The following is a 23,661-nucleotide window of genomic DNA, read 5'->3' as shown; positions in this document are numbered from 1 at the left end:
ACTCAAAAACAAAGGGTTATTTTATGGTATAATATGGATGTTTTAGAATGTTGATTTATATTAAGGTTGAAGGGGGAGTAAATTAGGATGAAAAAGCAAAGATTTTTAAAAAAACTATTAAGAAAAAGCTTTTATATTGAACTAGATGATTCTCTTCATTATCCATCTGTTAAAACAATCTGTTCAGCTGTTGAAACCTATACTATACAGTCTAAGGAGAAATTAAGGTTTGAAAATAAAACAAAACCGATTACATTTTATTTAGAAGATACATTGTATAGTGCAGATGTACGTATGGATCGTGGAGGATATTATATACTTTGTCGAGAAGTATAGAGGGCTTGAGTTAATATGATTATCTGTATTGGTTAAGCAAAATGAACAGACTAATTAGTACTAGTATCTAAGATTTATTTAGGGCTAGCACCACATCGTGATCAAACTAACAAGACAAAATACCCCCAAAAACGAAAAAATAAGTTAAATTCCCATAGATAACTATCTTATAATTAATAATATAATTATTTTATGATATAATAATATAAGGATATCATGTTTAAAGGGGGGATTCAAATTGGTTAAAAACTTACCTTTACTAATAGTTATTTTAATACTTGGTGTAAGTTCTTCTACATTAAGTATGAATGGATACTTTTCTCCAGTTATAGAATGGTCTTTAATGATTATAAGTATTATTTTAAACATTACTGCAGTGATAGGTTTATCACTACACGTTCTTGTATACCAACCTATGAAAAGATTTGAAACAAATTTAAAAGAGACCTTCAAATAAAATAATTATATTTGAGGTAACACCACATCGCTATCGAGCTAAAAAAATGTATCCATAAAAAGAAAAAATACGCTATTCTTTCTGTAGAATCATAGGAAAGGATGGCGTTTTTTATGTCTGTTTCTGTGTCTGATGAATTACAACTATTTGCTCAAGAGATTCAAAGTTTTTTATCTCCAAATACCTTACGGAATCTTGCTAGAGATGTTGGTTTCGTACAACGAACCAGTAAGTACCAAGCAAAAGATTTAATAGCTTTATGTGTATGGGTGAGCCAAAATGTAGCTATGACTTCTTTAACTCAATTATCTAGCTGTTTAGAAGCATCAACAGCAGTACTTATCAGTCCTGAGGGACTGAATCAACGATTTAATAAGGCGGCCGTCCAACTTTTACAACACCTACTAGCCGAACTATTAAGCAAAAAATTGACCTCATATATGCCGATTTCTTCTCCATATACTTCTGTTTTCAAGCGTATTCGTATTTTAGATTCAACTGCATTTCAACTTCCAGATCCTTTTTCATCCGTTTATCCAGGTGCAGGGGGATGCAGCCATACAGCGGGAGTAAAGATTCAGCTTGAGTATGATTTATTAAGTGGACAGTTCCTTCATATTCATACGGGTCCAGGGAAACAACATGATCGAACCTACGGTTCTCTGTGTGTTCCAACTGTGAAAGCGAATGATTTATGTATCCGAGATTTAGGGTATTTTCATTTGAAAGATCTTCAACACATACAAGATAAAGAGGCTTACTATATCTCTCGTATTAAATCAAATACATGTATTTATCAAAAAAATCCCAACCCTGATTATTTTCAAGATGGAAGAATAAAGAAAGGTACAGAGTATATACAGATAGATATGGAGGTTGTAATGAACTCTCTTCAACCAGGACAAACATATGAAATATCTGAAGCTTATGTAGGAATGATTGATAAAGTATCAACTCGTGTGATTGTTCATCGGCTAACAAAAGAACAACAACAAAAACGATTACAAGATCAAGCTGTAAGAGAAAAAAAGAAAGGAATGAAGTATTCTCCTCGTAGTAAACGTCTCAGTGGTATCAATGTATATATGACAAACACCCCTACAGATATTGTCCCGATGGGACAAGTACATGATTGGTACTCTTTACGTTGGCAAATCGAGATTATATTTAAAACATGGAAATCATTCTTTCATATTCATCATTGTAAAAAGATAAAACGAGAAAGATTAGAATGCCATTTGTATGGACAACTGATTGCCATTCTACTCTGTTCTTCTACCATGTTTCAAATGCGGCAATTACTTCTTATAAAAAAGAAACGAGAACTGAGTGAATATAAGGCCGTATATATGATTAAAGATTACTTTCTTCTTCTTTTCCAAGCTATACAGAAAGACACCCAAGAGCTATCAAAGATTCTAATTCGCTTGTTCAACCTCCTACAGCAAAACGGGCGAAAATCTCATAGGTATGAGAAGAAAACAGTCTTTGATATATTAGGTGTCGTTTACAATTGTACCATGTCTAATAATCAAGCGGCTTAAATCAAAAAAATGAAACCCATTAGGGTTTATTTCGTATGCAAATCTTTCAATTCCCTACACCTAGCCTTTATAAAAAGAAACAACCTTTACTATAATTGACGTTGTATGAGCTTAGCTTGATAGCGATGGGGTACCGCCACATATCCATCAACTTAAGAATTTTCTTTACCCCCAAGTGTTAAAAAAACGCCATCCTTTCCTATAAGTCTACAGAAAGAATAGCGTATTTTTTTATTTTAGGGGGTATTTTATTTTGTTAGGTTGATAGTGATGTGGTGCTACCCCTTATATAACTTTTTTTATTTTTTGCGGTGATTGTTTCGTTTGAGTAATGATATTCTCTTTTCGTAATTCTTTAAAGAGCGACGTGACCATAAGAACGACTACAATAGAGAATGGTAAAGCTGCTATGATCGCTGCAATTTGCAGTGCATTTAACCCACCAGCTTGCAAGAGAATGGCTGCAATAGCTGCAATTGTTAATCCCCAAATAAGCTTCAAACTGTTTTTCGGTGATAAGTTACCATTGCTTGTTTGCATAGCAACAACAAATGTTGCGGAGTCAGCAGAGGTAACGAAGAATGTTGCGACTAAAATTAGTCCAATAATGGTCAAAAATGTTGAGAATGGTAAATGCGAAATGACAGCGAATAACCCAATTTCGGTACCATTTTTCGCAATTTCATCAGCAATTCCAAGTGATTGGAACATTTCCATATGAATAGCTGTACCGCCAAAGACAGCGAACCAAAATGTACAAATGAATGTTGGGATTAATACGACGCCGATAATAAATTCACGAATTGTACGTCCGCGAGAAACACGGGCAATGAATGTACCGACGAATGGAGACCAAGAAATCCACCAACCCCAGTAAAAAATAGTCCAATTTTCAATCCAAGAAGAGGATTCTTTGCTAAAAGCACCTAAATTTAATCCCATGCTTGGTAATGCTCCAATATAAGAGCCTAGTGTGGAAGTAAAATACTTCATGATAAAGACAGTTGGCCCTAAAATTAAAAAGGAAACGAGTAATATTCCAGCGAGGGAGAAGTTTAAGTTACTCAAATATTTAATCCCACGATCTAAGCCAGTTTGTGCACTTGTTAAATAGAGTACAGTGAAAATGGCAATAAGTACGAGTTGTGTACCAATTGTATTATTAATAGAAGGGAATAAATAGCTTAATCCTCCAGCGATTTGTTGTGCACCGATTCCTACGGATGGTACGATTCCAAATACAGTTGCTAAAACAGCCAAAATATCTACTGTTTTTCCAATAGGAGAATGTTTCGATCGATTAAATAATGGAGTAACTGTAGCGCCAATTGTACTACCTTTTTGTTTTCGGAATGTAAAATATGCAATTGTTAGAGCGACCATTGCATAAAGTGACCAAGGGAAGAGACCCCAGTGGAAAAATGAATATTGCATAGCAAGTTTAGCGCTTTCCTCAGTTCCAGGTTCACCAGTAAGCGGTGCTCCAAAGTGTGAAATGGGTTCAGTAATTCCATAAAAGAGAAGTCCGATGCCCATTCCTGCTCCAAATAACATGGAAAGCCAAGAGAGGTAACTATATTGCGGTTTTTCATCATCTTTACCAAGACGAATGGAGCCATACTTTGAAAATGCTAAATAACCAGCTAAAACAATCATTGTGGTCATAAGTAGAGAGTAAAACCATCCAAACTTATTGAGAATAAATGCGTTTAAAGAAGAGGTAACACTTTGTAAATCATAGCCTTGTATCCAACTTGCTGGAATTACACCCCATATAATAAATAAGGTTGTAAGCAAGATGGAGATATAGAATACACTGTTTTCTTTTTTTATCATAGAATCCCACCTTTTATTTAATAAAGTTAAAAATTATATTAATAATAACAATGATAGAATTAATTGTCAAAAAATTCGTTTTTCATAGGTGATATTGGGTACAGCCAACGTACTAACATAAAACCCACGTTAAGAATTATTTGCGGTCTTTTCATGTTTCAAAGCCTCGTGTTATCACAGTAAACAAAAACCTAGATTATTCGATAGCAATTGCTGAATTTAAGAAAGAGAAAAAGATGCCCGTAGGTATCCAAACCAGACAGATAAAATATCTGAATATCATTGTGAAATAAGATCCCCGTTTTATTAAAAAGAGAGTTGGCTCGATGTTAGGATTGAAATCTTTTCGTACAATCCAATCTATTCTTTTCGGAATGGAAGCGATGCATATCATTAAAAAGGACAACTTACTTTAGGGGACCGGTCTGTTCAAAATCAAATGAAATTCATTCACCAACTCTTTAGAATAGCAGCATAAGATCAGATTCCATTAGGAATCTATATACCTCTTTCAAATGGATGTAACCTTTGCAGTAGAACCCACAGTGAATGATTTTTGTGAAAATAGATGAATCATACAGGCAAAAGATTCTTAAGGACATACACATATAAGGAATAAAATAGAGAGAGGGGAAAACAATTATGTCTTGTGAATGCTCAGGGACAGCGTTAACTTGTTGTCCAGATAAAAATTATGTTCAAGATAAAGTGTGTAGTCCATGGTCAGGAACTGTAGTTGCTACTGCAATTACGAATGTACTTTATAACAACAATATTAATCAAAATGTAATTGGAACAGGATTTGTTCAATATGATGTAGGACCTGCTGCAATAACGATGACAGTCCTTGATTCTGCAGGAAATACACTTGATACACAAACATTAAATCCAGGAACAAGTATTGCTTTTACGTATCGTCGTTTTGAAACGATTGAAGTGACTTTACCTGCTGCAACAGCTGGAACATATCAAGGGGAATTTTGTATTACAACACGTTATCCAATTTCATAGAAGAATAGGAGAAGATCAAAATGGGAAATTCCAGTTTATCATGTTGTTCCAATAACAAACTTGTTCAAGATCAAGTTTGTATAGATTGGTCCGCAACTGGTGCGGTAACTGAAACGGTATATACGAATAATATTACACAAGATTTGTATGCATCAGGTTATGTAAAATATGATATAGGTGTAAATCCAATTACAGTGAACTTTTTAGTAGGAACAGCAATAGTAAATACAATTACTGTACAACCGCAAAGTAGCGGGTCGTTTACAGTGAGATATTTTACAACAATTCAAATTGTAACAACTGGAACGGGAACGAGCCAAGGACAATTGTGCCTTACAGTACGTTATCCAATTTCATAACAAAATGAAAATTGGCAACAATATTTCCCTTCTATATATGGAGAATGGTTGTTTAAAATATTAATGATCGTAACAGATTGTAATGATTTACCTGTATATGACATCGTATTTCCAGGAAAAACAGTAAAAGTATTTGTAACTTGGCTGACAATTTGAACAGTGATTTCTTCTGTACTACTGGTGCTATTGTATATAGAGATAGTACCTGAGATATTTAACACTCCATCACCTTCCCATATTGGTAATGTTCGAAGATCATTTGTATTTGTTGGGAAGGGGATTTCTTTTGTTATGAAAAAATTACCAGCAAACTCATTTGTTACTAATTCACAGCTTGGTGGAGTGGGCGGAGTGTATGGAGGGCAGATGATAGATAGAGGGGCAAAACAGCCAATATTTTTTTTAGAGGTCATTGCTCATTCCTCCCTGTATAGTCTCTTTTATTACTATTAAATGCTGTAAAACAATTGTTGTGTTAATAATAGACAAAAAATTCAACGAAGGATTGTTTAATAGGCTTGAATCTGATAATAATTTTATTTATATAAAAGAAATTAATTGATGAATTTCTTTGTCGTCACCTAACCAGAGGACAAGAGCTTTTTTAAAAATACAGAGGAGATCATAAAAGCTAACAGTTTTGGAATTATGTTTCGAATGATTTCAATACCTATGGTATCCAAATGATATTGTTTCTTTTCTAAACTTTCTTCTCCTTGTAGCAGGTTCATATCTTGATGAACTTGTTTTCTCGTATTACCCATAAAAGATTCCACTTGTTTTCTTGCTATTGTTGGATTCGTTTTACGAATATATTTAAAGGTCTCTTTCCAGGTAGGTTTCATTATTCCAGGTTTAGGTGGGACACTTGAGAAATCGGTTCTTTGAATAAATTTTCGAATAGTCTTACTAGTTATTTCATCAATATTTCTAATCAGCTTAGAGAAAAGTTTTTTTCCTAAGGTAATTAGAAGTACTTCCGTAGAATCAATATATATTCCTCCTTCTCTTATCACTGTGCCTCCACCTCGAAAAGTGCCCGTAATATAGAAAGACCTGGCTTTATTGTATCTATCATAACTTGCATATGTCCAATAACATTACATGCAATGGTTCTTGTGGTATATCCAGAAAGGGATACAAGGACGTGATTGGCCGACTTTTTATAATGAAAATCCCTCCATTTTCTATACAGAACTCAATATCTTGTGGAAAATTCCCCCTCAATTCCCCCCATTTCGGCTAAAGTAATGATTTGACTATCAGTTAGTACTTGCTTGGTCTCTTGATCAGTAGGTAAAGGTTGTTCTACGTTACCTCCTTCCGGTAACAAAAAAATCCAGTTTCTTCTCCGAGATGTTTTTAGCAATGACATTTCATTTCCTTTCTTTACTTTATATAATTCAACAGAAACTAGTCTAGATACAAGAGCTTTTCCTAATCCGAAACTCGCATTAATAAAAATAACATTACAATTCTCTGTAATAGCGTCAGCAGTAAACATAATACACTTACCTGAGAAAACTAGGATAAACAAATAAATTAAGTACACATTCTGTTAGATATTCTTAGAAAAGACATAAGAGAATAGTAATTTGTTTTTAATAATAATCAGAATTATTAAATTGATTTATATAATATTGTACAAGCAAGGTAATGATTGAGTCATAAATATATAAGAGATGTACTGTGTGATAAATAAAAGGAGAAAAACTATGTCATGTAAGTGTAATGTAAATACATTGAGTTAATGTGTAGATAAAAATTTGTACAAGATAGAGTGTGTAGTTCATAGTGTGATTTGATTGCTACTGGTGTGACAGTTGATATTGAATGCCTTTGCAATTTGTTGATATGGATACATTACTTGATATGAGTTCAACCATACATCCCTCTGCTAGAATGGGATGTATAGTTGGAAATTATGCCTAGAGGAGCAAGCTATCCATTTTTCCTATTCAATAATGTTTTTCTCCTTATAAAACGTGTACGTTCAGACAAAGTTGTCTGGAAATTTATGAACAACTTATACTGTCTCTTAGTGCTATTGGCTTAAAATATGATACAACATCAAAATGAACATCACTATATTATGAATCTAAAAAACGAATTTGGTATGTAGGGAATATAAATTAATTATTTTCAAGGAGACTGTTTTATTTTCGGGCTACTTATATGCAATGTTTTATATTTATAGAATGTAGAGGAGAGAAAATAATAATGTTTCAGTATAATTGTTTTAGTTGCGACGGTAGGAGCAGATTGGGCCCTACCGGGGCAACTGGAGTCACGGGAGCTACCGGACCTACTGGAGCTACCGGAGTTACTGGAGCTACCGGAGTTACTGGAGCTACTGGACCTACGGGAGTTACAGGGCCTACAGGAGTAACCGGACCAACGGGAGTTACAGGACCTACCGGAGTTACAGGACCAACGGGAGTAACCGGAGCTACTGGACCTACCGGAGTTACAGGACCAACGGGAGTAACCGGAGCTACTGGACCTACCGGAGTTACAGGACCAACGGGAGTAACCGGACCAACGGGAGTAACCGGACCAACGGGAGTTACAGGGCCTACTGGAGTTACAGGACCTACTGGAGTTACAGGAACAACGGGAGTTACTGGAGCTACTGGAGCTACTGGACCAACGGGAGTTACAGGGCCTACGGGAGTTACAGGACCTACAGGACCAACGGGAGTTACCGGAGTAACCGGACCAACGGGAGCTACCGGACCTACTGGACCTACTGGAGCTACCGGAGTTACTGGAGCTACCGGAGTTACTGGAGCTACTGGACCAACGGGAGTTACTGGGCCTACAGGAGTAACCGGACCAACGGGAGTTACAGGACCTACCGGAGTTACAGGACCAACGGGAGTAACCGGAGCTACTGGACCAACTGGAACGGATGTAACCACTAACTCAATGTTTGCTGCAAATACAGTTGGAAGTACAATTGTTGTTTTGTTAGGTGGTACTAATATTCCACTTCCTAATGATCAAAGTTTGGATGGCTTTACAGCCAATGGTGCCAATGATACGTTTACAGTTCCAGCGACAGGGCGTTATTACATCACATACCAAATTAATACAACAGTCGCACTATTAATTAGCTCACGACTATTACTAAATGGTGCTACTTCAATTCCTGGTTCTATATTATCTCCTATTGTATCCACTGCAAGTTATAACAATGATGTAATTGTATCTTTAACAGCAGGTAATACAATTACCCTTCAGTTATTTGGTTTAGTAGGAACTGCGGTCTTACTTGGTGGTGGCTCAACAGGAGCTGCTCTAACAATCATTCGTGTAAGTTGAAATGCTGTTTTGAATGCATAATTTTTGAATAATCTTGATGATATCATGGGCAGTTGGCTGAGACCATGATATCATCAAGTTGAGGTAGCACCACATTGCTATCAAGCTAACAAAACAAAATCCCCCTTAAAATGAAAAAATACGCTATTCTTTCTGTAGAATCATAGGAAAGGATGGCGTTTTTTATGTCTGTTTCTGTGTATGACGAATTACAACTATTTGCTCAAGAAATTCAAAACTTCGTACCTCCATTTATAGCTTCTAGAAGATTTACATCCACACTAGGTTCAGGAACAGGGACCGGCGCTACGTTTGCAATTGCTGCTACGGCTTGTTTAAATGATGCTGGTGCAATCACAATTCCAGGAGGAGACACAGTGGATCCAGGAATTCCAATTACTGTTGAATTTATCGTAACTTAATCCACATCTTTTGCTTTTGGACAGATTTCTTTATTAGGAAATCTGTCCTTTTTTTAACTAATAGTAATGAATTGCAGAATAATTGAAGCTCCTTGTACTGGAGCCTCGGGGGCTAACAAAGTTAACTGTCCCGTTACAACCTGGTATGAAGTTAGTGGCTGAAGAATTCCATTTATGAATAAATTAATATAGGAAACATCACTTGGTGACAATATCTGCGTTGTTCCATATTGAGGTAAGCCATCAGCATTTGTATATATGAGTTTTTGTCCATCTGAAAATGTAAAATACAATATATTTGTCGTTTGTATTGCTCCAGTTGGACCCGTTACTCCAGTTGGACCCGTTACTCCAGTTGGACCCGTTACTCCAGTTGGACCCGTTACTCCAGTTGGACCCGTTACTCCAGTTGGACCCGTTACTCCGGTTGGACCCGTTACTCCAGTTGAACCCGTTGCTCCAGTTGAACCCGTTGCACCAGTTGGACCCGTTACTCCAGTTGGACCCGTCACTCCGGTTGGACCCGTTGCTCCAGTTGAACCCGTTGCTCCAGTTGGACCCGTTGGACCCGTTGGACCCGTTGCTCCAGTTGAACCCGTTGCTCCAGTTGGACCCGTTACTCCAGTTGGACCCGTTACTCCGGTTGGACCCGTTACTCCAGTTGGACCCGTTACTCCGGTTGGACCCGTTACTCCGGTTGGACCCGTTACTCCGGTTGGACCCGTTACTCCGGTTGGACCCGTTACTCCAGTTGAACCCGTTGCTCCAGTTGAACCCGTTGCACCAGTTGGACCCGTTACTCCAGTTGGACCCGTTGCTCCAGTTTGGCCTGTGGTTCCAGTTGGGAAAGTAATAGATGGGAGTGGCGGGAGAGTTGGGCCTATAGTTGCGGGATCTATAAAACCTTGAGTTTCAGACAACCTTCTAAATCGATTCATATAAAAAACTCCTTCCTTTCATATTTATTAAATGTAAAATTAAAGGAATTGTTAAACTTGACTTCCTTCCTCGAACTTTATTACTTTTTCTTTTCATAAAATGAAAATTTCAGTAGACAACTTACATTTTTAAAAAATCCGAATATAATACCATACACCTAATCACTTTATAGTTTTGGTCCAAGGAGAACTTTTATACGGTGCTCTTTTGCATTATTCCCTTTACTACTAAAATAAGATTTCTGTTTGGAATCAATATATCTATACATAATGAAATAAAAATAACACTTAAGTACTAGTACTTAAGCCGTTTCTAATATTAAAGAACTTCATAGAATACAATGTAGAACGAATTTTCTAACAAATTAGTTCTAGTAAAAATAAGAAAGGGGTGAATTACAAATGGCAATAATACCACCATTTATAGCCTCCAGAAGATTTATTTCTACAATAGCTGCGGGTACAGGTACAGGTGCTACGTTTGCGATTGTTGCTACAGCTTTCACTAATGATACAGGTGGAACTTCAACATTCCCGAATTCGTTCACATATTATAATCTCTACATCAATGGCATACTTCAAGTAGGCAATACCTCAACTATTACTGTTGGTCCTTCTTCAATTACCATCCCTGGTGGAGATGCACTTGATCCAGCGACTCCAGTTACAGTCGAGTTTATTGTAACTTAATCTATTTTTGGACAGGTTTTCCTAATAAGAAAACCTGTGTTTTTCCACTAAAATGAAGTTTTTATTAGATATTTGCAACTCAATGAATAACTCGCATATATTATCATGTGCGCTACACTCCTCTCTTAGTAAGTTTTGTCTAAATAAATCTCCAATTTCTGTACATACTTTGAATACGCCAATCTATAACAATTGATTTTCCTCCAAAACAGGGCAGTTAGCTTTTGCTGATTGTTCTTTTGTTTGAAATTAAAATAGCATTTTTGTTATAAATTCTTCTTTTTTATTGTTCTATATTTCAAAGTATAAATATAGAACAAACATATTAAAAGAAGGACTCTATATGTCAGATGAAATTTGGTCTTGCCTTGTTATATTAAAAATCCTTATCTCTATTTTTGATAGAAAGCAGAAAAATTAGAAACAATAAACTAAAATTATTGGAACTGGCTGAAACGCTGAGTACATCCACTAAACGCTTCAGCTGTCCGCATTCTATTTAAATAACGATTTTGTTTAAAAACTTCACATATATTAAACACATACATACAATAATCATATTCACCTTTATATATAAATCTTGGTCATAGAGCGCCTTAAAAAACGCTCTTTTTATTTAAATAAGGATTTTGTTAAGACTATTTTTCTCTGTATTTAATCTTCACAAATTCAGCAACTTCAATTTTCTTCTGTACTTCTTCTTTCAGATAGTGGAACACCGCATCTTCTCCACCTTGTTCTCTAACATAATGAACCCAGTTTTTATGCGAATCATCTAATTCAAGTTTTATTGTTGCCGTAACAATCATTGGAACTTCACTCCATTTCTCTCAAATAACTATTTTGTTAATAACTTTTCACGTTTTAACTGGACAAGCATATAGTATTGTATGAAGAAGACTCCACTCATAAATATCAATCTTTCTTTTCCAAGAGCATCATTAACTGCGTGCTCTTAGGTTTGTCATCATGAAAAACATTTATATAAAAGCTTTCACCTTTTGATAAGACAAGCATATATTATTGATATGGAAGCTTTTCACTTATAGGGATCTCCTTACAAAGAGCACTTTGAAAAGGTGCTCTCTTTTCACCCTTCATGAGAAAATACATATATTAATATCGGCTGCACATGTATTCAGCTTACAAATTAGGCCTTGTTAGCTGACACCTTTTAAGGAGCACATTTTAATGTGTGCTCTTTTATTTAATTTTGTTTAAACGATTATGCAAAAGAAACATAAAGTATATGGTAATCCAATACTCATAAAACCTATCTTTCTAAGAGCCTACTCATTTGTACGCTCTTTTTTTGTTTTCAATTAACGCTTTTGTTTAATTTAATACGTGTTATTTTCGATGCATTATTCTATTACAATTAATTTTCATGTTATAATTACTTACAGCACATATTTTTAATAGACACAACAAATCTCATAAATGTAGGAGGACCTTAATGATCCTAACTCAAGAAAAGAACATAAAATTAATTATGCATTTTCTTACATTATTATCTTTTTTTATTCTTATTTTCTTTAGCGTTACAATTTTTTATATACCATTGATTTTTTATTTTATATACAAATCACAAAACATTCGAAAAAATATCCTTGAAGCTGTTTTTTTACCAACTATTCATTTGGATAATTACAATGATTTGGAATCTTTTTATAATAAGAATCTTAATGCTATCTTTGTCTAATTTAGACTTGGCTTCAAATAACACTTGGATTATTTTCGGGGTAGCTCCTTTATATCTAATACTGTTTCTTTTGTTAATTTTCGGACCTATAAAAGGAATTTTATATGTGTTACAAGAAAAAGACTTTCATTATCCTATTATTTCTAAATGGATTAACAAATAAAAATACTTGTAGAAGAATTCAGAGTTTTACTGAATTCTTTTTTTAATGGACCTTTCAAAGTCTTTTTACATATTCCTCCGTTCCTTATTTTCAATAAAATTCAAATTGGATAAATATTTTAATCTAGCACCGCACACCTTAGCAGCACGCGGCAGAAAGTATCTAGCAATGTATAACGCTTCATCTTCATCTTTCGCTTTTATATCTACTGTTAGCTCACCGATCATAGGAGGGATTTCATATGTAACTACAAATTTATGCATCTTAATACCCACTCGCTTGGCGTACAAATTTTTCTTTATTCTTCTCTTTATAAGCACGAACAACATTTTTAAATTTATATCCATATAAATAGCAAAGGCGGAAGAAAATGCCGCATGCTTTATGCAAATGATTTAATGTCACACTTAAATCATTTGCATAAAGCATGCACGTTTAGCTGTTAAAATGTCTTGCATGTAACATTCAAAGAGCCTATATCAAATGTTTGCTGTGTTTTTTCTGCTGTAATTACGTGTAAATTAGAAGTGGGGCTCATAGCGCATATGGGGTAACCCTGATTAGGGAAAAATCTAAGTTTTTATTTACAATTTGTCCAACCTTTAGGAATTTAATTTCATATACTATGAATACATAAATTGGATTTTTTTATTTTTAATATTATTTTAAATTGTGAGGGAGAAAAATGGCAAATTGTACAGGTATAGCTTGTTATTTATTCACTTATTGGCCATTGGGAACTGTGGTTACAATTACAACTAGATCTGGTCAAATTATTGGACCTGCTATATTACAACAATTCATTTCAACACTTTGTATAGTTATATTAGAGGAGGAAGGTATAATAACACCGGCATCTTCTAGTTTTATCTTCATAAGTTGTGAAGATATAGAAAGTGTTACATTAAATACTTAATAATAAAAAAGGTTCACTCCTATATAAAAATAGATAAGGAGTGAGCCTTTTTTTAAATTTATAGATGTTTGTATAGGTTCAAAAGAAATTATTGATTCATTAAATATATTGTATATGTATGTATAAATTTAAAGGACGTGATAAATATGCTAAATTGCAGGAGGGGTTGCCAACCTAACTTTTGTAATTGTCCTCCAATTCAAAGACAGGATATAATTCCATTGACATCAACAGCACTGACTGATTGGACCAATATTCTTAATGGGTTCATTGTATCCATACCAGCAGTACTTACAGCACCTACACATCAAAATATAGGAGGATTAATTTCTATTCTGAGTCGATTATTAGCATTTGCAAGAACTGGATTTTTAAATCAACAACAACAAGCAGATCTTATATCTATTATTAAGAACTTAAATACTATTTTAACTATAATTCCACTTAATTTTATTGTTTTAACGACTGAATTACAAACATTAGTAAATAATTTATTATCCCTTATTAATTTATTTGTTATTGATAACACTACAAGACAGGTGCAAACACAATTAATACAAAATATTGTTTTACCTTTAGCTCAGTTAGGACCAACAGGAGCTACTGGACTACAAGGACCAACAGGGGCTACTGGATTACAAGGACCGACAGGAGCTACTGGGTTACAAGGACCAACAGGAGCTACTGGACTACAAGGACCAACAGGGGCTACTGGATTACAAGGACCGACAGGAGCTACTGGATTACAAGGACTGACAGGAGCTACTGGGTTACAAGGACCAACAGGAGCTACTGGATTACAAGGACCGACAGGAGCTACTGGGTTACAAGGACCGACAGGAGCTACTGGGTTACAAGGACCAACAGGGGCTACTGGATTACAAGGACCGACAGGAGCTACTGGGTTACAAGGACCAACAGGAGCTACTGGATTACAAGGACCGACAGGAGCTACTGGATTACAAGGACCGACAGGAGCTACTGGGTTACAAGGACCAACAGGAGCTACTGGATTACAAGGACCGACAGGAGCTACTGGATTACAAGGACCGACAGGAGCTACTGGGTTACAAGGACCAACAGGAGCTACTGGATTACAAGGACCGACAGGAGCTACTGGGTTACAAGGACCAACAGGCTCGACAGGAGGAGTATTAGATTTTGCGGATTTTTATGCGTTGATGCCCCCTGATAATGCTGCAACAGTTGCAGTCGGTGGAGACGTAGATTTTCCAAGAGACGGACCTTTTAGTGGGGTGGGGATTACACGTACTGGTGCTGATACATTTAATTTGTCTGCAATCGGTAGTTATCAGGTCTTGTTTCAGGTGAGTGTGACCGAAGCGGGTCAACTAGTTTTAACTCTTAATTCCGGAGCAGGAGCTGTTGAATTAGCTTATACGGTAGTTGGTCGAGCAACTGGTACTTCTCAGATAGTAGGAATGGCTCTTGTGCAAACATCAGTCATCAATTCAATACTTACTGTACGTAATCCTGCTAGCGAATCCACAGCACTAACCATTACTCCTCTGGCTGGAGGGACAGAGTCTGTTTCAGCACATCTTGTTATTACGCGACTTAGATAAAAGCGAAAAATAGAATTGCATAGGTTGTAGGCTATAACTATGAAGTTAAGGGAAATGTTATAAAAGTCCCTTTAAATCTTTTGAGGGGATTTTTATAGGTTTTTAGATATAGTGATTTTTTCTAAAGGAAACTATGTAAAAAAAGCTAGCATAGATCTAGTTTTTTTAGATGTTCTAATCTCTTTATTTTTCATATTTTGAATGTAAACTAATGATAAAAAGTTTACATTAGAACTTACAATTGAAATTCAACCTACAATGCTATGAACATTTACAATATAACCTTGGTCGGTTAATAAGAAAAAAAGAACATGTAGAATTTACTACATGTTCTTTTTGAGATAATTAATTTTTAAATATTCCGTATATTATAGACTTTTCTTAGTGTATAGTTGTGTCCTTCTGTTTCTTTTCCCTCTGTAGTTAAATAAAAAAGATTGATCATATAAAACAAAGTTTGATTATTTAAAATAAAGATTGATTAAAAATTCTGTGTTAATATGCAGGATTTCTTCTTGTTTCACAAACGGGCCAGATTGTTGAAGAAAACCCGTTTATGCTATAAACTACATGGAATACTAATCATAAAATACTTTAAAAAGTGGGGATATCAATGGTTGTAAAGAATAAAGAGGATTTTAATGGCTTAAAAGTAATTGGTGAAATCTGTGGGGCGATTCGAGATGAATTAGTCCATAGTACGAAACCTGGAATTACCACAAAAGAACTCGATGAAATTGCGAGAGAGATGTTTGAAAAAGCAGGAGCTCAATCTGCCCCAAAAGGAGAATACAATTTTCCTGGATATACGTGCATTAGCATAAATAAAGAAGTAGCGCACGGGATTCCGAAGAGGACACGGACCATTCAAGAAGGGGACCTAGTAAATATTGATGTTTCAGGTTCAAAAAACGGGTATTTCGCAGATACCGGAATTTCCTTTGTAGTAGGGGAAGGAGAGCCAACTTTACAGAAAATATGTGACGTAGCTAAAGAAGCATTCTATGCTGGACTTAAGAAGGCAAAGCCAGGTTCAAAAAAAAGCGCGCTCGGAAAAGCTGCACACAATGTAGCGAAACAGCATGGCTTAACAGTCATAAAAAATCTTACTGGACACGGTGTTGGGCGTTCGATTCATGAAGAACCAAAACACATTTTCAATTACTTCTCTCACTGTGATGACGAAATTTTAAAGGATGGTATGGTAATTGCCTTTGAGCCTATGATCTCTACATTTGAAGAGGAAGTTTTCCAATCCGAAGATGGATGGACCTGCCTAACCGATGAAAGCTTTGTGGCTCAATACGAACATACGATTATCCTTACCAAGGAAGGACCGATTATTACTACATTGTAAGAGCACTAATACCACAATAGGGCGCTTTAATGGAGCAATGAAAAGCCTAATTTTTCATTTTTATGCTGAGAAATTAGGCTTTTTAATATTGAAATTTCCTTAACGTTGTAAATCCGCATTTTCCTGACGGTACCCCATGCCCATCAAGCTAGTATTTTGAATTACCCCCAAAACGAAAATTTTATCTTTTTACAGTTTTTTATGAGAATTCAGCTCTATTGTCTACTACGATAATGAGGGGTTATGTTAACCTACATCATATATGTAGGTTTTTTAGTTCTGTTAAGAATGTTATTGATTTTCTTCTTAAGCTAAAGGGCAGTAGAGTTTAACAAAATATAACTTTTTTGACGATTTTTTGAAGGGTTTTTGTTTTTAAAGGTACTTCATCTCAGTTAATTGAATAAAAGATTAATAAATAAAATGAATTGGAGAACTTTATGAATAGATGGCGTGAAAATTTAATCAGCACATCTCGTGGAAATTTTGAAGTATTCGTAAAAGGAGAAGGTGAGCCACTTTGTGTGACCCACCACTATTCTGAATTTAATGAAACAGGAGATTACTTTGCAGAAACTTTTACAAAAACTCATAGAGTATATTTAGTGAATTTAAGAGAAACCGGTAATTCAGAAGGAGCTTTAGAGCCTTATCAATTAAGTATGCTGGAAACGATTTTTGATTTGGAAGCTATTCGTGAAGCTTTGGGTTTGAATCAATGGGGGTTTGCAGGTCACTCGACTGGGGGAATGTTAGGGATTATTTATGGAATCTATTTTTCAAGTAGCTTGAGATACAATATAATTGTTGGAGCATCTGCAAGAGAATATTTTACGACTTAACGCTTTCTCTACGAGCTGACGAATTGCTTCATTTCAATTACTTATCTTGTTATCGTGCCAAAAATCCTCTATTTATTTTACTTGTTCTTTTGTAAATGCAAATAAATTTTCATGTATGGGAAAAGCTTGTTACAATAGTAAAGAATAACTTGGGTACAATTGATAATGAAATGGGGAAAGATATTAGATGAAAGCAACCGGAGTAACTAGAAAAATAGATGAATTAGGGCGTGTGGTAATTCCAAAGGAACTTAGAAATACGCTAGGTATGAAAGAAAAATCACCATTAGAGATCTTTGTAGAAGGTGAAGACATTGTTTTACAGAGGTATCAGCCTGGTGGTGTTTGTGCGTTAACAGAAGAAGTGTCAAATCGTAACATATCATTAGCAAATGGTAAGATAGCATTAAGTCCAGAAGGTGCAGAATTATTAATAAAAGAAATAGAACAATACCTTGTAAAATAAGAAGCTCCTTTCAAGGGGCTTTTTTAGGTTTAACATTATAATTTCACGTACCGTAATAATTAATAAAAGATAAAACACCACACAAATAGTCTACATTTACTTTTATGATGAATTAATCCGCTAAATGGATCATGTATTGTTTATTTTGCATAGATTTCTTGCGAAATATGTCCCTAAAGCAGTATTTCAATTTAAATGTGATACGATAGTTATATATTCGTTTTGCTAGTAAAAGGAGATGAGTTTCGATGAAAAACCACAAAAAAGTAAATGGAAAAATCCTTCAAACAAATAAAAAATGGTCACATCTCAAGCGAAAACAAAAAGAACATATTTCTAATTGGTTACGTAGAGAATATACACAGTTTTTAAAAACACATCATAGAAAACCTAGAAAGTATGAACATGATGAGATTCTTCATGAAGTGATGATTCAAATGCAGGAACGTGAAATTTGGATTCTTTATGGTGAAGTAAAAAGATATTATCTAAGCGAAATAGGAAAATGGTTTAGAAAAATAGAAAGTGAATGGGAATCACATATATCCAACAGTGAAAAGCAGCAGGTATGAGAAGAAAAGTAAATACAAACAAACCAGGGGGCGCATTTCATGTTTAATTTACAAGAAGATATGTATGAACAATTGAAAGAGAAAAAAGGGGAAGTTACTGTATTTTTAAAGAATGGCGTTCCAGTACGTGGGCAGATCCTTGCAACAGATAAATTTACTGTCTTAATGATGGTTCATGGTAAACAACAACTGGTATACAAACAAGCCATCTCTACAATCATTAAGTAATACCATAAAGTATTTAGCTCTACCTAGGCAAATTTTACGATCTATGCAATACCAATCTGTTAATATGTACAAATGTAAACAGGATATTAGGGGCACCATATAGTGAAAACGAGTTTTACAAAAGTATGAAAGTAGCAAACTAATATAAACAAGTTGTAATATTGCCATCAACTCAAAAAGAACATGTAGTAATTTCTACATGTTCTTTTTTTAATAAAAATGAAAGTAAACTTTTAACCGTTTAGTTTACTTTCAAATCATTTATTTAATTAGGTTTATCACAACTTATTCATTTCCCTCAAAAATTTTTATAGAAGTATACCTTTAAAGACATTACTTATATAGTCAAGGATTATCATGTTTAAAGATGTGTTATAAAATATTTTTAAACGTTTATTAAACATCTACAACCTTTATAAATTTCTTAGCGTACAAATTTATCGAAATGATATGGTGACCCCAATTAGGATTACGTTCTTGTGAACTCCCCGCCACTTAACGTCCTAACGGACTGTTTGAAGTGGGGGCTTCTCGGTTAGTCGTTACTTTTGATAGCTAACGAATTCGTCTTAAGACAGCCGAGCTAACTCCCTTGTTCCAAAGGTTATTTTATTGCTATTTATGCTAACGCTAATAGGCGTATTGCTTCATTTTTGATATTGATAGCTGCGTTATAATCTCTATCGAGATTTACACCGCATATGCAAGAATATACTCGTTCAGACAATGTCATATTTTTCACATTTCCACAACTACTACATGCTTTTGTGGAAGGAAACCATCTGTCTATTTTCATAAGTTGTTTTCCTTGTTCGTATAGTTTATAAGCTAAAAAAGAAGTGAACATTCCCCAACTATTGTCAGCGACACTTTGTCCAAAATGAAGTGCTTGCGACATTCCTTTCATGTTTAGGTCTTCAATAGCTACAACATCAAAATGAGTAGCCAACTCTTTAGACTCATGATGAAGGAAATTCTTACGTTGGTTAGCTACCTTCTCATGTAACTTAGCTACACGAATACGTTGTTTATTCCAACGCTCAGAACCTTTATTGCGTCTTGCTAATACTCGTTGTGCCTTTGCTAATCGGTCTAACATTTCACGATAGAACTTAGGATAATTGGCTCTCTCATCCTCAGAACTAACGTATAATCCATCCATCGCAAAGTCTAATCCAACAACTGTTTCTACTTCTTTTTGTACAATCTCTTTTTCGTATTCAGTCAAGATGGACACATAGTATTTACCAGTAGGTGTCATAGAAATCGTACATGACTTGATCATATAATCTTGTGGTATCTCTCTATGCTGTTTGATACGTACCATTTTCAGTTTTGGCAATTTGATATGACCATTAAGCAACATAATATTTCCGTTTACTACATTCGTTGTATAAGACTTTCTGTCTTTTTTACTTTTGAATGTTGGGAAGTCATTTTGACCACTAAAGAAATTCTTATAGGTAGTTTGCAAGTTTAGTTGAGCATTTGCCAAAGCTAATGAATCAACTTCTTTTAACCACTCAAATTCTGCTTTATATTTCGCCGGAGTTGGAGGCTTTTGTTTCCTTAGTTGTTCCTTATCATCTTTGTATTTTTCGTACGCTTCTTTTCGTTCAGCTAACATTCTATTATACACGAAACGTACACAACCGAAGGTTTTACGCATAAGATATGCTTGTTCTTCTGTTGGATACAAACGGAATTTATATGCTTTATTATGCTTTGTCATATCATTTCACCTCACTTTTCACCTTGATTTTCAATATATTCCTTTACTACGTCTATTGGCGAACCACCAGTAGTTAGTAAACAAAAACTTCTTGACCAAAACATTTCTTTCCAGAGTTTCTTTTTCACTTGTGGAAAGTCTCTCTTGATTAGTCGAGAACTTGCACTTTTATAAGCATTAATGAATTTTGTCATTTTTGTATTCGGATGTGCCTTGAACAAGATATGTACATGGTCAACATCATAATGCCACTCTACCAGTGTTATGTTGTAATTCTCGGATAACCTGATAAACATGTCTTTTGCATAATCTGACATATCATCATCAAACACATTTCTTCTGTATTTTACGACCAACACCAGATGATAATACAATAAGAACACTGAATGATTATTGCTATCTAATTTCATTGATATACCAATCCTTATACTTTATAAGACTGATTATATCAGAGGCAAAATAAAAAGCAAAGCCTTTTGGCTACGCCAAACCGAAATTCATCACCCACCTACCGCTGGGCTACGCCCTTCACGCGCTTGAGGAAGGAGAATTCTTTCGAGGAATTCGTTAAAAGTACTTGTATATCCGGGTTTAGGTGATTAGTTACAACTGCTTGGAAGTTTTTGTACCAAAACATAATGTATTAATATTTTGACATTTTTAAATATTTTAATACGTTTTTAATAATAAACGTATTAAAATCCTTCTTTTTCTCATACATTCATTTGATTATTCTTCTTATCAAGTGAATTGAAATATGTTCATTATCTTATATAAATGAGTATATTTATGTTAAATTGTGTAAATATGTGTCAATAGATAATATGAATATATAAGTAATATCTATTACTTATATATTCATATTATAAGTATTTGGAAATATAGCGGAGGGATATTATGAAAAGGGGACAGCAACAAAAAACAAAAAATTTAGTGATGATAACTGCCACATTATCTATGTTTGCTACTGGAATAACGCCTTCATTAGAAGTCTTTGCGGAAGAACAAGCACAGCAAAAGAAAGTATCTACAACGTTACAGAATGAAAATTCTGTTAATGTGGAAAATCGAGTATTTGCAGTTCCAGGAAAAGGAGATGTCTCCCAACTTCAAAATATTGAAAGAAGGGAAAGAAATTTTAGTGCATACGAGCCAACAGGGTTATATGCTAAGCCAAATGAACAAATAACAATTCAGGTACAAGGAAATCAAAGTATACAAGCATATATTGGAACTTTCTCGTTCGATGCTTCTTGGAGGGAAGATTCCAAAATTAAATCATTTACTTTAAATCCAGGTACAAACACAATTCAATCTCCAAATGGAGGAATGATTTATTTTTATAATAAACAACAAGGTGGTACCATTCAAACAACAGTAATAACAGGCGGAACGGCTACTCCTCTCTTTGAACTTGGAAAGCATACGAAACAAGATTTAATAAATATGCTCAATCAATATCCAAATGCACATGCGGTGGAATTAAAAGGGGAGCGCGTATTGATTACTGCTAGCCCAGTTCGTGTTAAAAAATATTTGATAGACTCTAACACAGATCCTGTACAACTCTTAAAAAAAATGGATGAGGCTACTAGAATTCAAGATAAAATATCTGGATTATCTGAAGAACAAGTAGATAAACATTATCTGCATTATGTGGAGGATAACCATTCTCTGGATTATTATATGTATGCATATCCTCACAGAACTGCATATGTAGGAGATGCAATCCAACATGTATTAGACATTAATAAATTTACAAATGATGGATGGGGACCTTGGCATGAGGCAGGACATATGAGACAACAAACGCCTTGGAACTTTAAAAATATGACAGAGGTACAAGTCAATCTTTACAGCCTTGCTGTAGAAAAAGCATTTACATCTAATCAACCTTTTAGATTGCAACAAGAGGGCGCTTATACTAAGGCATTTCAATACTTAGAACAACCTAATAAAAATTATGATGACATTAGTGACCTTTTTGTTAAAGTTGTAATGCTTTGGCAATTACAACTAGCGTACGGAGAAGACTTCTATCCTAAGTTGCATCAGCTGTATAGAGACATGCCTTCAAATGAGATTCCACAAACTGATGAAACGAAAAAACAATTATTTATGATTTCAGCATCAAAGGCAGCAAAACAAAATTTAATTCCGTTTTTTGAGAAATGGGGATTACGCCCAAATAATGATACAATCCAAAAAGTAGCGGCACTAGGGTATCCAAATTTAACGGCTGAAATTTGGAAAAGTACAGATTCTAATCCGGTTAAACCGGATACACCGAATTTTTCGAATATTTTAGAAGGAAACCAGTTTGCATGGTCGCTAAAAGGGATTGGAGATTTTGAATTTGTGAAAGTAAATTTAAATAAATCAACAGAAGAAATGCAAATTAATCTAAAAGCAGGTGTACCACATAACTACTTTGATAGTACATATGCAAGTATTAAAGTGCAAAACACATCAGGTAAAGTGGTATATAACAAAGAGATTTATGGAAATAAGCAACAAAATGCTGAGCAAGCAAAAGTTCCGGTAAAAGTAGGCAATTTTATTGAATTCACACATTTAGAAGGTGCGAACAGAGCTACTATTACAAATATGGAAAAAAACATTCAGGAAAGTTTTGGGAATAAAGCGGTCTATGAGATTACAAAAGAGGGATTGAAGAAAGTAGATAACATTGTTAATCCGAAACCAGATACAGAAGCTCCCACACAGCCACAAGGATTATATGCAAGTAACGTTACTTCTAACAGTGTAGAGCTAAAATGGAATTCTTCTACAGATAATGTGGGTGTAAAAGAATATCAGGTATTACGTGATGGACAACTAATTCAAACGGTACAAGGAACGACGTTTACTGATCAAAACTTAACAGCTAACAAGGAATATAAATATGCAGTGAAGGCTGTAGATGCAGCTGGAAATACATCAATTCAAAGTAACATTCTTCCGATAAAAACAAAAGATCAAAATGTATCTTATGAAAAATGGAATCCGAAGAAGGCATATACAAAGGGAGACAAAGTAGAACATCAAGGGAAGGTGTATGAGGCTGTTCAAAATCATCAAGGAAATGGTGACCCGAATTGGATATTTGCGTTATCTTTATGGAAACCACTTACAATCGATTAATATGTAAGAATCAGATGTGAATATAGAACATCATAG

24 protein-coding genes and 4 pseudogenes are annotated in these 23,661 nt (G+C 34.7%); 18 read left to right on the top strand and 10 right to left on the bottom strand.

All coding sequences use genetic code 11. The features are described 5' to 3' along the window. The first annotated feature begins 87 nt into the window (after positions 1 to 87). The 3 genes from MHH59_RS30055 (at position 88) to MHH59_RS30045 (ending at position 2,337) form a co-directional block, all read left to right on the top strand. Positions 88 to 336 (top strand): DUF4318 domain-containing protein, encoded by a 249-nt coding sequence (locus tag MHH59_RS30055; protein ID WP_445290625.1) that lies wholly within the window; start codon positions 88 to 90, stop codon positions 334 to 336. Between the two features lie 238 nt (positions 337 to 574). After that, the gene (locus MHH59_RS30050; protein ID WP_002090568.1) at positions 575 to 793 is read left to right on the top strand and encodes a hypothetical protein; all 219 of its coding nucleotides are present in this window, start codon (positions 575 to 577) and stop codon (positions 791 to 793) included. Positions 794 to 906: 113 nt separating this feature from the next. Beyond that, positions 907 to 2,337 (top strand): IS4 family transposase, encoded by a 1,431-nt coding sequence (locus MHH59_RS30045; RefSeq protein WP_340853648.1) that lies wholly within the window; start codon positions 907 to 909, stop codon positions 2,335 to 2,337. Positions 2,338 to 2,622: 285 nt separating this feature from the next. Here MHH59_RS30045 and opuD read toward each other — a convergent pair whose 3' ends face one another. Continuing rightward, complete coding sequence (gene opuD / locus MHH59_RS30040) at positions 2,623 to 4,173, bottom strand: glycine betaine transporter OpuD (protein WP_016096749.1); 1,551 nt, start codon at positions 4,171 to 4,173, stop codon at positions 2,623 to 2,625. A gap of 137 nt (positions 4,174 to 4,310) precedes the next feature. Here opuD and MHH59_RS30035 point away from each other — a divergent pair. The 3 genes and pseudogenes from MHH59_RS30035 to MHH59_RS30025 form a co-directional block, all read left to right on the top strand. Further along, positions 4,311 to 4,651: pseudogene (locus MHH59_RS30035) on the top strand (DDE-type integrase/transposase/recombinase); the annotation flags it as partial. 164 nt (positions 4,652 to 4,815) lie between these two features. After that, positions 4,816 to 5,184, top strand: a complete 369-nt coding sequence (locus tag MHH59_RS30030) for a DUF3992 domain-containing protein (protein ID WP_201054963.1) — start codon at positions 4,816 to 4,818, stop codon at positions 5,182 to 5,184. A 14-nt stretch (positions 5,185 to 5,198) separates the two neighbouring features. Continuing rightward, positions 5,199 to 5,543, top strand: a complete 345-nt coding sequence (locus MHH59_RS30025; RefSeq protein ID WP_201055261.1) for a DUF3992 domain-containing protein — start codon at positions 5,199 to 5,201, stop codon at positions 5,541 to 5,543. Here MHH59_RS30025 and MHH59_RS30020 read toward each other — a convergent pair. From MHH59_RS30020 to MHH59_RS30010, 3 genes are all read right to left on the bottom strand, one after another. Further along, positions 5,528 to 5,911 carry an S-Ena type endospore appendage gene (locus MHH59_RS30020; RefSeq protein WP_252195854.1) on the bottom strand — a complete coding sequence of 128 codons (384 nt, stop codon included), beginning with the start codon at positions 5,909 to 5,911 and terminating at the stop codon, positions 5,528 to 5,530. The two genes, MHH59_RS30025 and MHH59_RS30020, sit on opposite strands and share 16 nt — an antisense overlap. Before the next feature lie 213 nt (positions 5,912 to 6,124). Continuing rightward, positions 6,125 to 6,559, bottom strand: a complete 435-nt coding sequence (locus MHH59_RS30015) for a hypothetical protein (RefSeq protein ID WP_340853647.1) — start codon at positions 6,557 to 6,559, stop codon at positions 6,125 to 6,127. A gap of 182 nt (positions 6,560 to 6,741) precedes the next feature. Further along, positions 6,742 to 7,047 carry a PEP/pyruvate-binding domain-containing protein gene (locus MHH59_RS30010; RefSeq protein WP_340853645.1) on the bottom strand — a complete coding sequence of 102 codons (306 nt, stop codon included), beginning with the start codon at positions 7,045 to 7,047 and terminating at the stop codon, positions 6,742 to 6,744. A gap of 716 nt (positions 7,048 to 7,763) precedes the next feature. On the opposite strand from MHH59_RS30010, the gene MHH59_RS30005 reads away from it, so the two are divergent. Continuing rightward, positions 7,764 to 8,867 (top strand): BclA C-terminal domain-containing protein, encoded by a 1,104-nt coding sequence (locus MHH59_RS30005; protein ID WP_340853643.1) that lies wholly within the window; start codon positions 7,764 to 7,766, stop codon positions 8,865 to 8,867. Positions 8,868 to 9,097: 230 nt separating this feature from the next. Continuing rightward, complete coding sequence (locus MHH59_RS30000; RefSeq protein ID WP_252195855.1) at positions 9,098 to 9,289, top strand: hypothetical protein; 192 nt, start codon at positions 9,098 to 9,100, stop codon at positions 9,287 to 9,289. A 53-nt stretch (positions 9,290 to 9,342) separates the two neighbouring features. Here MHH59_RS30000 and MHH59_RS29995 read toward each other — a convergent pair whose 3' ends face one another. Beyond that, the gene (locus MHH59_RS29995; RefSeq protein WP_340853641.1) at positions 9,343 to 10,227 is read right to left on the bottom strand and encodes a DUF4183 domain-containing protein; all 885 of its coding nucleotides are present in this window, start codon (positions 10,225 to 10,227) and stop codon (positions 9,343 to 9,345) included. Positions 10,228 to 10,629: 402 nt separating this feature from the next. Between MHH59_RS29995 and MHH59_RS29990 the strand changes: the two genes are divergently transcribed. Further along, the gene (locus MHH59_RS29990) at positions 10,630 to 10,917 is read left to right on the top strand and encodes a DUF4183 domain-containing protein (protein ID WP_016079318.1); all 288 of its coding nucleotides are present in this window, start codon (positions 10,630 to 10,632) and stop codon (positions 10,915 to 10,917) included. 638 nt (positions 10,918 to 11,555) lie between these two features. Here MHH59_RS29990 and MHH59_RS29985 read toward each other — a convergent pair. Beyond that, the gene (locus tag MHH59_RS29985; protein ID WP_201054954.1) at positions 11,556 to 11,726 is read right to left on the bottom strand and encodes a hypothetical protein; all 171 of its coding nucleotides are present in this window, start codon (positions 11,724 to 11,726) and stop codon (positions 11,556 to 11,558) included. Positions 11,727 to 12,373: 647 nt separating this feature from the next. Here MHH59_RS29985 and MHH59_RS29980 point away from each other — a divergent pair. After that, positions 12,374 to 12,782 (top strand): annotated as a pseudogene (locus MHH59_RS29980) (DUF4870 domain-containing protein). 65 nt (positions 12,783 to 12,847) lie between these two features. Here MHH59_RS29980 and MHH59_RS29975 read toward each other — a convergent pair. Both MHH59_RS29975 and MHH59_RS29970 read right to left on the bottom strand, forming a co-directional pair. Then, positions 12,848 to 13,045, bottom strand: a complete 198-nt coding sequence (locus MHH59_RS29975) for a hypothetical protein (protein ID WP_330548270.1) — start codon at positions 13,043 to 13,045, stop codon at positions 12,848 to 12,850. Position 13,046: 1 nt separating this feature from the next. Then, a pseudogene (locus tag MHH59_RS29970) lies at positions 13,047 to 13,255 on the bottom strand (dUTP diphosphatase); the annotation flags it as partial. 212 nt (positions 13,256 to 13,467) lie between these two features. Between MHH59_RS29970 and MHH59_RS29965 the strand changes: the two are divergent. The 7 genes and pseudogenes from MHH59_RS29965 (at position 13,468) to hfq (ending at position 18,749) form a co-directional block, all read left to right on the top strand. Then, complete coding sequence (locus tag MHH59_RS29965) at positions 13,468 to 13,698, top strand: CGEA protein (RefSeq protein ID WP_201054950.1); 231 nt, start codon at positions 13,468 to 13,470, stop codon at positions 13,696 to 13,698. A gap of 221 nt (positions 13,699 to 13,919) precedes the next feature. After that, positions 13,920 to 15,284, top strand: a complete 1,365-nt coding sequence (locus MHH59_RS29960; RefSeq protein ID WP_340853634.1) for a collagen-like repeat preface domain-containing protein — start codon at positions 13,920 to 13,922, stop codon at positions 15,282 to 15,284. Positions 15,285 to 15,897: 613 nt separating this feature from the next. Continuing rightward, entirely contained in the window at positions 15,898 to 16,641 is a 744-nt protein-coding gene (gene map / locus MHH59_RS29955; protein ID WP_201054948.1) for a type I methionyl aminopeptidase, read from the top strand. A 440-nt stretch (positions 16,642 to 17,081) separates the two neighbouring features. Next, a pseudogene (locus MHH59_RS29950) lies at positions 17,082 to 17,480 on the top strand (alpha/beta fold hydrolase); the annotation flags it as partial. A gap of 190 nt (positions 17,481 to 17,670) precedes the next feature. Continuing rightward, complete coding sequence (locus MHH59_RS29945; protein ID WP_033729075.1) at positions 17,671 to 17,949, top strand: AbrB/MazE/SpoVT family DNA-binding domain-containing protein; 279 nt, start codon at positions 17,671 to 17,673, stop codon at positions 17,947 to 17,949. Between the two features lie 248 nt (positions 17,950 to 18,197). Next, positions 18,198 to 18,521 carry a hypothetical protein gene (locus MHH59_RS29940; protein ID WP_033729070.1) on the top strand — a complete coding sequence of 108 codons (324 nt, stop codon included), beginning with the start codon at positions 18,198 to 18,200 and terminating at the stop codon, positions 18,519 to 18,521. A 39-nt stretch (positions 18,522 to 18,560) separates the two neighbouring features. Further along, positions 18,561 to 18,749, top strand: a complete 189-nt coding sequence (gene hfq, locus MHH59_RS29935) for an RNA chaperone Hfq (protein WP_002203963.1) — start codon at positions 18,561 to 18,563, stop codon at positions 18,747 to 18,749. Positions 18,750 to 19,368: 619 nt separating this feature from the next. On the opposite strand, the gene MHH59_RS29930 is transcribed toward hfq, so the two are convergent. Next, on the bottom strand, positions 19,369 to 20,481 hold the full coding sequence (locus tag MHH59_RS29930; protein WP_340853630.1) for an RNA-guided endonuclease TnpB family protein: 1,113 nt from the start codon (positions 20,479 to 20,481) through the stop codon (positions 19,369 to 19,371). Between the two features lie 11 nt (positions 20,482 to 20,492). Next, entirely contained in the window at positions 20,493 to 20,891 is a 399-nt protein-coding gene (gene tnpA / locus MHH59_RS29925; protein ID WP_201054944.1) for an IS200/IS605 family transposase, read from the bottom strand. A gap of 487 nt (positions 20,892 to 21,378) precedes the next feature. Between tnpA and MHH59_RS29920 the strand changes: the two genes are divergently transcribed. Next, the gene (locus MHH59_RS29920; protein ID WP_340853628.1) at positions 21,379 to 23,625 is read left to right on the top strand and encodes a M60 family metallopeptidase; all 2,247 of its coding nucleotides are present in this window, start codon (positions 21,379 to 21,381) and stop codon (positions 23,623 to 23,625) included. Positions 23,626 to 23,661: the final 36 nt, after the last annotated feature.

This window comes from Bacillus sp. FSL E2-0195, assembly GCF_038003645.1.
In the GTDB taxonomy this organism is placed as follows: domain Bacteria; phylum Bacillota; class Bacilli; order Bacillales; family Bacillaceae_G; genus Bacillus_A; species Bacillus_A mycoides.
This window is presented reverse-complemented; position numbering and strand designations above follow the sequence as displayed.

Bases quoted from the DNA above. Each gene is read 5' to 3' on its own strand.
- MHH59_RS30055 (WP_445290625.1), top strand. From the start codon at position 88: ATGAAAAAGCAAAGATTTTTAAAAAAACTATTAAGAAAAAGCTTTTAT.
- MHH59_RS30045 (WP_340853648.1), top strand. From the start codon at position 907: ATGTCTGTTTCTGTGTCTGATGAATTACAACTATTTGCTCAAGAGATT.
- opuD (WP_016096749.1), bottom strand. From the start codon at position 4,173: ATGATAAAAAAAGAAAACAGTGTATTCTATATCTCCATCTTGCTTACA.
- MHH59_RS30030 (WP_201054963.1), top strand. From the start codon at position 4,816: ATGTCTTGTGAATGCTCAGGGACAGCGTTAACTTGTTGTCCAGATAAA.
- MHH59_RS30010 (WP_340853645.1), bottom strand. From the start codon at position 7,047: ATGTTTACTGCTGACGCTATTACAGAGAATTGTAATGTTATTTTTATT.
- MHH59_RS30005 (WP_340853643.1), top strand. From the start codon at position 7,764: ATGTTTCAGTATAATTGTTTTAGTTGCGACGGTAGGAGCAGATTGGGC.
- MHH59_RS29995 (WP_340853641.1), bottom strand. From the start codon at position 10,227: ATGAATCGATTTAGAAGGTTGTCTGAAACTCAAGGTTTTATAGATCCC.
- MHH59_RS29990 (WP_016079318.1), top strand. From the start codon at position 10,630: ATGGCAATAATACCACCATTTATAGCCTCCAGAAGATTTATTTCTACA.
- MHH59_RS29985 (WP_201054954.1), bottom strand. From the start codon at position 11,726: ATGATTGTTACGGCAACAATAAAACTTGAATTAGATGATTCGCATAAA.
- MHH59_RS29975 (WP_330548270.1), bottom strand. From the start codon at position 13,045: ATGCATAAATTTGTAGTTACATATGAAATCCCTCCTATGATCGGTGAG.
- MHH59_RS29965 (WP_201054950.1), top strand. From the start codon at position 13,468: ATGGCAAATTGTACAGGTATAGCTTGTTATTTATTCACTTATTGGCCA.
- map (WP_201054948.1), top strand. From the start codon at position 15,898: ATGGTTGTAAAGAATAAAGAGGATTTTAATGGCTTAAAAGTAATTGGT.
- MHH59_RS29945 (WP_033729075.1), top strand. From the start codon at position 17,671: ATGAAAGCAACCGGAGTAACTAGAAAAATAGATGAATTAGGGCGTGTG.
- MHH59_RS29940 (WP_033729070.1), top strand. From the start codon at position 18,198: ATGAAAAACCACAAAAAAGTAAATGGAAAAATCCTTCAAACAAATAAA.
- hfq (WP_002203963.1), top strand. From the start codon at position 18,561: ATGTTTAATTTACAAGAAGATATGTATGAACAATTGAAAGAGAAAAAA.
- MHH59_RS29930 (WP_340853630.1), bottom strand. From the start codon at position 20,481: ATGACAAAGCATAATAAAGCATATAAATTCCGTTTGTATCCAACAGAA.
- tnpA (WP_201054944.1), bottom strand. From the start codon at position 20,891: ATGAAATTAGATAGCAATAATCATTCAGTGTTCTTATTGTATTATCAT.
- MHH59_RS29920 (WP_340853628.1), top strand. From the start codon at position 21,379: ATGAAAAGGGGACAGCAACAAAAAACAAAAAATTTAGTGATGATAACT.